Here is a 5,376-nt window from a genome sequence, read left to right on the forward strand (position 1 = left end):
ATCTCGCCCGGGCGGAGTTCGCAACGCTGCGGTTGCGCCTGCTCAAGATCGCCGTGCGGGTGCAGGAAACCACCAGCCGCATCCGACTGGCCTTTGCCTCGTGCTGTCCGGAAGCGGATCTCGTCCGCCGTCTTGCGAGCGCTCTGGCACCCCAGCCCCGGGCGGCCTCGCCCTGAGCGCCGGGGCTGCCATCGCCCCGGTCATCCCATCCCGTCCCTGCCAACGCGTTCCCCACGTTCCAGACCTCGCCGCGGTGAAAGAAACGCAGCGGATCGGCACGTCCGCGCTACCAAATAGGCCCCGAAACAAACTCTGGTGAATAGGAACGGCTAGTTCAGTCGACTGCCTGCTTCATTGATGCATGTAAGTCTTGGCCGTAAATCAGACGCTGATCTCCGTCGCGAACGACGCCGAACGGTTACATCCTTGAAAACCATCGTTCGAAGAGACACGGCATTACCTGCTTCTCGTGAGGTTTTCAGCATCGTTTTTCAGCATTGATCACAGAATAGCAAAGGGCTTCGCATAGGTTAATGCGGCAGGCCGCCGGGGAGGGTCTTCTTACGGGTCCGAATCGGAGGAGTTGGAAAAGTGTCAGTCGAAAACTCCCTGAAACAGCAGATGCTCAACGCCATCCCCCATCTGCGAGCCTTCGCCATCTCCCTCTCCGGCAGCGTCGACAGGGCAGACGATCTCGTCCAGAGCACATTGCTCAAAGGCTTGAGCAATCTCGACAAATTCCAGCCCGGCACCAGCATGCAGGCTTGGCTCTTCACGATCCTGCGCAACGATTTCCTCACTCAGACCCGTCGGAGGAAGCGCGAGGTCGAGGATCCGGAAGGATCGTGGGCCGAGAAGGTGGCGGTGATGCCCGAACAGGGCGCGCGGCTCGATTTCACCGATATGCTCAAGGCCTTGAGCAAACTCCCGGTTGATCAGCGCGAGGCGCTACTGCTCGTCGGCGCGGAAGGTTTATCCTATGAGGACGCGGCGCGGATCTGCGGCACCAATATCGGGACCATCAAGAGCCGGATCAATCGCGCCCGCAATCGCCTGTCGGAAATGCTGAACTTCGACGCCGAGGACGACCTCGGTCCCGACAGTCTGGTCAAGGCCGCCCTGTTCATGCATGCCTCGCCTTGAATGCTGCCAAACACGCGGGCCGCTCTGAAATGCGGGCGTCCGGACAAGCCGGACGCCCCTGATCGATGATTAGTGCTTGGTTTCCTCGCTGGCGCGATTGACCGCGATGCGCTTCACCTCCGAGCGGCTCTCGGCCGACTTGGGCAGGGTCACGGTGAGAACGCCATTTTTGAAACTGGCCTCGATCTTGTCTTCCTCGACCTCCCAGGCCAGTGGGATACGGCGCTCGAAGCGGCCGTAGGTGCGCTCGCTGAAAGCGCGCTCCTTGTCCTCGATCGCAGATTTCTTCTCGCCGCGAATGGTGAGTACGCCGTCGCCTATCAGGACTTCAACGTCCTTGTCCTCGAGGCCCGGCAACTCCGCCGAAATGCGGACATCCTTGTCGTTGTCGACGACTTCCACATGCGGCCAGCTGGCCATCCGGCTCACGCCGCCGAACGGAGCCATGTCGAAGCCGCGGAAAACATCGTCGAAGAGCCGGTTCATCTCGCGATGCAAGGTCATGAAGGGATCGCCCTCGTCGCGATAGCGGCTTGGGGTCGTCTGCTGACTGCGACCCCAGGGAATGAGATCGCGCATGTTCATGGTGTGATCCTCCTTTCACTCATGCGTTCGGGTACGGCGCCGGTGCACCACCGGCGCCGCCAAGAAGAGCAACTCGCCCTAAGCAGCCTTGCCGTGCTCGATCTGCTGCGGATGCCGGCCTAGATTCGTCGCCCCAGTGCCGGCATTGATCTCGATGCGACGGGGCCTGAGCGCTTCAGGCACCTCGCGCTTGAGTTCGACCGTCAAAAGGCCGTTCTCGAGGCTCGCCCCCGTGACCTTCACATGATCGGCAAGGTTGAAGGTCTGCTTGAAGGCGCGGGTGGCAATGCCGCGATGCAGATATTGCTTGCCCTCTTCGGAGCCCTTCTTCTGGCCGGCCACGAGAAGCTGGCTCTCCTTCTGCGTGAGTTCGATCTCATCGGGAGAGAAGCCCGCGATGGCCATCGTGATGACATACTGGTCTTCGCCTACCTTCTCGATGTTGTAGGGCGGCCAGTTGGTCATGGGCTCGATCTGGGCAGACTGGTCGAGCATGTCGAACAGCCGGTCGAAGCCGACCGTCGAACGATACAGGGGAGAGAAGTCGAAAGCTGATCTCATCACCATATCCTCCATTGAGCAACATGGACATGAGAGCGCCGGACACCCGCCGGCGCCCGCAATGCCAAGCCCCTGAAAGGCCTCGGCAATATTGATCTTAGGAACGCTTTTTCCGGATTTCAAGAGGGTCCTGAACACCTGATCGGCATCGGCCGGAACGCTTTTAGGATGGGCTGGCCATCGCATCGGCCGGGCGTTAGGATCACGTCGCTTCGACCAAGGAAAGACAGACTATGCTTCGCATCCTCTCCCTTGTCGTTCTGACAGCCTTCGCCGTTCCGTCCCATGCGACGGAGATCTCTCGAGACGATACGATCATCGCCCAGCAGCAACAGGCTCCGCAGCAGACCCCGAAGCGCGATTGCGAGAGGAAACGGGATGAGGGCGTGAGCTCCTAAAGCTGTGATGCGGACAGTAGCTCACGGTCTACGGGTCCGGAAACGACTTCCTGAGCCTTGCCAATCGGCTGCTTCTGACGGCGCAGGGCAGCGTTGAGCTCGGCCCCGAAGATGAAGATCGCGGCGGAGATCTGCAGGAAGATCAGAGCCGTCAGGATGCCCGCCAAACCTGCATAGGTTGATTTCAGGTGGGTCATGTTTGCGAGAAACTCGCCATAGAGGCTCGCCCCTGCGAGCCACAGGACCAGGGTTGCGGCGATGCCGGGCACCACATCCCACGAGCGCGGGCGGGTATCGGGCAGCCACAGATGGGTGGCGGAAAGGCCCACAACCAGAACGATCGAGGCGAGGCCGTAGCGAACCACGTCATAGGTCGGGCCGAGTCCCTTGAGATCCGGCATGTAGGACACGGCTCCGCGCCAGATCGACGGCCACAGGACGACCAGGACCGAGGACGCGACGAGCGCCCCGCGCCGATCAGGATGAAGCCGATGCCGATGAGCCTCGCCTGCCACCAGGGTCGGAACCGTTCGACGCCGTAGGCCCGGCACAGAGCGACCCGGAGGCTCTCGACGCCGTTGGTGGCGACGAGCAGCGTCAGGACGATACTGACCGTCAGCACGTTCCTTCGCGGAATCAGAACCTTGTCGGCCTCCCGCGCCAGGGGACCGGCAACGCCCTCGGGCCAGAAATCGAAGAGCAGATGAACGATATGGGTCGAGATGCGCCCGGCCCCGAGAAAGGCCGCGAGAGCGGCGACGCAGATCAGGAACGGAAACAGGGCGATGACCAGCGAGAGGGCCACATGGCTTGCCATGGCCAGGCCGTCGTTGCGCGCAAAGCTTGATCCCGCGTCGGCCATGGCGACGAAGAAGGACCGGGCGCGGGGCGGGAAAGAGATTGGTCGCATGGTGGGCTTGGCAAGCGTGGATCGGGAGATCGTGCCAAAGCTGTTGCGCGATCCGTTCCCTTGATGCGGTCAAGGGCGAGGCATGGCAAGACCCATGGTGTCCCACCCAGACTCAGAATCCGACATTCCTATGAGATCCTGCTCCGGGCCTCGTTCGCCAAGCGGATGAGCATCGGGCGCACCTCGTGCGGTCCTGCCAAGGCCTTCGGGAAGGATAGGCGCAGGATTTCGTCGCCCATGGCCATCTGGATGCCTTCGGGATCGATTCCGATCAAATGCCAGGCACCCTCGCGGGCACCGCAGAGTTGGGTGGCATAGAGCGCGACCGCATCGCTGTGCTCCGCGTTCATGTGATCGACGGCTCCGGCTTCGAATTCGTAGAAATCGAAGAATTCGGACACGTCGGTGAGGAGATCCTCCGCCGCCATGCGATAGGCCCGACCGAAGCCGCCGTTGAGGCTGCCGGATGCAACCTTGAGGCGCCAGAAGCTGAAATCGGGAAAGTCCACATAGAGCTCGGCCTTGGGATGCTGCAGCAGATAGCGGCGGCGGATGCTTTTCGCCTCGTCCGTCTCCCGGTCGAGCCGCTCTGCCGTTGCCAGCACGGTCAGGCGCGGATGCGCCAGCGGATCGCCCTTGCCGATGGAGGAGAGAAGCAGGGAGCAGCGCGGGTCGGCCTCCATCAGCCTCGTGTGCACCGAGAGCTGCGAGGTGAGCATGATGGGAGAGCCGTCGAGATCCGTTCCGACCTGAACGAGGCTTGCAAACGGCATGCCGCTTTCAGCCTCGTTGGTGGCGAGCGCACCGGAGCGGGCGGTGCGCATCAGCCTCTTGGCCAGCGCGCGAGCTTCGTCATCGACGGGCAAAATCGGGTCTTTTGCCATCTCGCATCCTCCGGCTTTCGATATCAGGATTATACACCCTAGAGCACCGGACCCGAAAGTGGACCTACTTTTAGGTCCGATGCTCAGCCCCTTCGATGGCGCATCGTTCGATGCGGAAAACCGGATCCACTTTTCGCCGACGCGGACCTCTGGTTCCGCACGATGCGTTAGCGATGCCGTTCGCGCAGCGCCTCGAACCGGACGAGCTGATCCTCTTTCAGGCTCCGATCCTCATTGCGGCCGACGAAGACCTTGAACATCACGCCGCCATCCTCGTTGACGAACTGCACCGAGCAGGAGCGCTTGCCGAAGAAGGGCCGGTCTATGAAATAGACGAACCGGCAGCGATCCAGCCTCAAATGTCCGCCGATGGGGCTGTCGCCGTGAATGTTGAAGTAGCCGCGGCCCAGGGTTCCGGGAGGAACGCAGCCCCTGCACTCGAAGACGCCGTCGCGGGTATGGACCACGAAGGTAATCTCGCCCCAACCCGTCAGATCCTGCCAGATCTCCTCGAACCGCGTGCCGGGAACGCGTTGCGCACTCTCAGGGCCAAGGCAATCCAAAACGGCCTGCATGGGAACGTCGCGTTCTTCCGCGACCGCTTCGAGAATTCCATCCGGCCTTGCCGCAAGATCCTGCCGGATCAGGTCGTCCACCGATGCCATCGTGCTTACTCCGTGTCAAGCGACACCGAGATTTACGAGATAAGGCGACATCCAGTTTTACGACGGCTCAAGCGTGAGCCCGCTGGAGAGCCTCCTCCAGATCCCGCAGGCGATAGCTGCGCCCCTTGATGTTGAGAACATGCGCTCGGTGCAGCAGGCGGTCGAGGATGGCCGTGGCCAGCACCTCGTCGCCGGCCAGCAGCTCGGTCCACTCCCGGATGCTCTTGTTC

At 61.8% G+C, this 5,376-nt stretch carries 9 protein-coding genes and 2 pseudogenes; 4 read left to right on the forward strand and 7 right to left on the reverse strand.

The annotated features are described in order from the left end of the window. Together FS320_RS37215 and FS320_RS37220 are read left to right on the forward strand one after the other, a co-directional pair. Positions 1–176, forward strand: a 176-nt coding sequence (locus FS320_RS37215; RefSeq protein ID WP_192926244.1) for a transposase, incomplete at its 5' end; no start/stop codon positions are given. 415 nt (positions 177–591) lie between these two features. Beyond that, positions 592–1,143, forward strand: a complete 552-nt coding sequence (locus FS320_RS37220; protein ID WP_162003486.1) for a sigma-70 family RNA polymerase sigma factor — start codon at positions 592–594, stop codon at positions 1,141–1,143. 69 nt (positions 1,144–1,212) lie between these two features. Here the strand turns inward: FS320_RS37220 and FS320_RS37225 are convergent, their stop codons facing one another. Together FS320_RS37225 and FS320_RS37230 are read right to left on the reverse strand one after the other, a co-directional pair. Beyond that, on the reverse strand, positions 1,213–1,728 hold the full coding sequence (locus FS320_RS37225) for an Hsp20/alpha crystallin family protein (RefSeq protein WP_152717336.1): 516 nt from the start codon (positions 1,726–1,728) through the stop codon (positions 1,213–1,215). Between the two features lie 78 nt (positions 1,729–1,806). Next, positions 1,807–2,289, reverse strand: a complete 483-nt coding sequence (locus FS320_RS37230) for an Hsp20 family protein (protein ID WP_152717337.1) — start codon at positions 2,287–2,289, stop codon at positions 1,807–1,809. Between the two features lie 233 nt (positions 2,290–2,522). Between FS320_RS37230 and FS320_RS45540 the strand changes: the two genes are divergently transcribed. Continuing rightward, entirely contained in the window at positions 2,523–2,687 is a 165-nt protein-coding gene (locus FS320_RS45540) for a hypothetical protein (RefSeq protein WP_153885381.1), read from the forward strand. On the opposite strand, the gene FS320_RS37235 is transcribed toward FS320_RS45540, so the two are convergent. Both FS320_RS37235 and FS320_RS51130 read right to left on the reverse strand, forming a co-directional pair. After that, positions 2,684–3,238 (reverse strand): YhjD/YihY/BrkB family envelope integrity protein, encoded by a 555-nt coding sequence (locus tag FS320_RS37235; RefSeq protein ID WP_152717338.1) that lies wholly within the window; start codon positions 3,236–3,238, stop codon positions 2,684–2,686. The genes FS320_RS45540 and FS320_RS37235 overlap by 4 nt on opposite strands. Further along, positions 3,220–3,549: pseudogene (locus FS320_RS51130) on the reverse strand (YhjD/YihY/BrkB family envelope integrity protein); the annotation flags it as partial. The pseudogene FS320_RS51130 and the gene FS320_RS37235, both read right to left, overlap by 19 nt. On the opposite strand from FS320_RS51130, the gene FS320_RS48910 reads away from it, so the two are divergent. Further along, positions 3,473–3,661 (forward strand): hypothetical protein, encoded by a 189-nt coding sequence (locus tag FS320_RS48910; protein ID WP_244627630.1) that lies wholly within the window; start codon positions 3,473–3,475, stop codon positions 3,659–3,661. The pseudogene FS320_RS51130 and the gene FS320_RS48910 overlap by 77 nt on opposite strands. 64 nt (positions 3,662–3,725) lie before the next feature. On the opposite strand, the gene FS320_RS37245 is transcribed toward FS320_RS48910, so the two are convergent. The 3 genes and pseudogenes from FS320_RS37245 to FS320_RS37255 form a co-directional block, all read right to left on the reverse strand. Next, positions 3,726–4,481: a HugZ family pyridoxamine 5'-phosphate oxidase gene (locus FS320_RS37245; RefSeq protein ID WP_152717340.1), complete on the reverse strand. Its 756-nt coding sequence runs from the start codon at positions 4,479–4,481 to the stop codon at positions 3,726–3,728. A 167-nt stretch (positions 4,482–4,648) separates the two neighbouring features. Continuing rightward, positions 4,649–5,146 carry a heme utilization cystosolic carrier protein HutX gene (gene hutX, locus FS320_RS37250; RefSeq protein ID WP_152717341.1) on the reverse strand — a complete coding sequence of 166 codons (498 nt, stop codon included), beginning with the start codon at positions 5,144–5,146 and terminating at the stop codon, positions 4,649–4,651. A gap of 88 nt (positions 5,147–5,234) precedes the next feature. Then, a pseudogene (locus FS320_RS37255) lies at positions 5,235–5,376 on the reverse strand (ATP-binding protein); the annotation flags it as partial.

The organism is Microvirga tunisiensis (assembly GCF_009296175.1).
GTDB lineage: Bacteria > Pseudomonadota > Alphaproteobacteria > Rhizobiales > Beijerinckiaceae > Microvirga > Microvirga tunisiensis.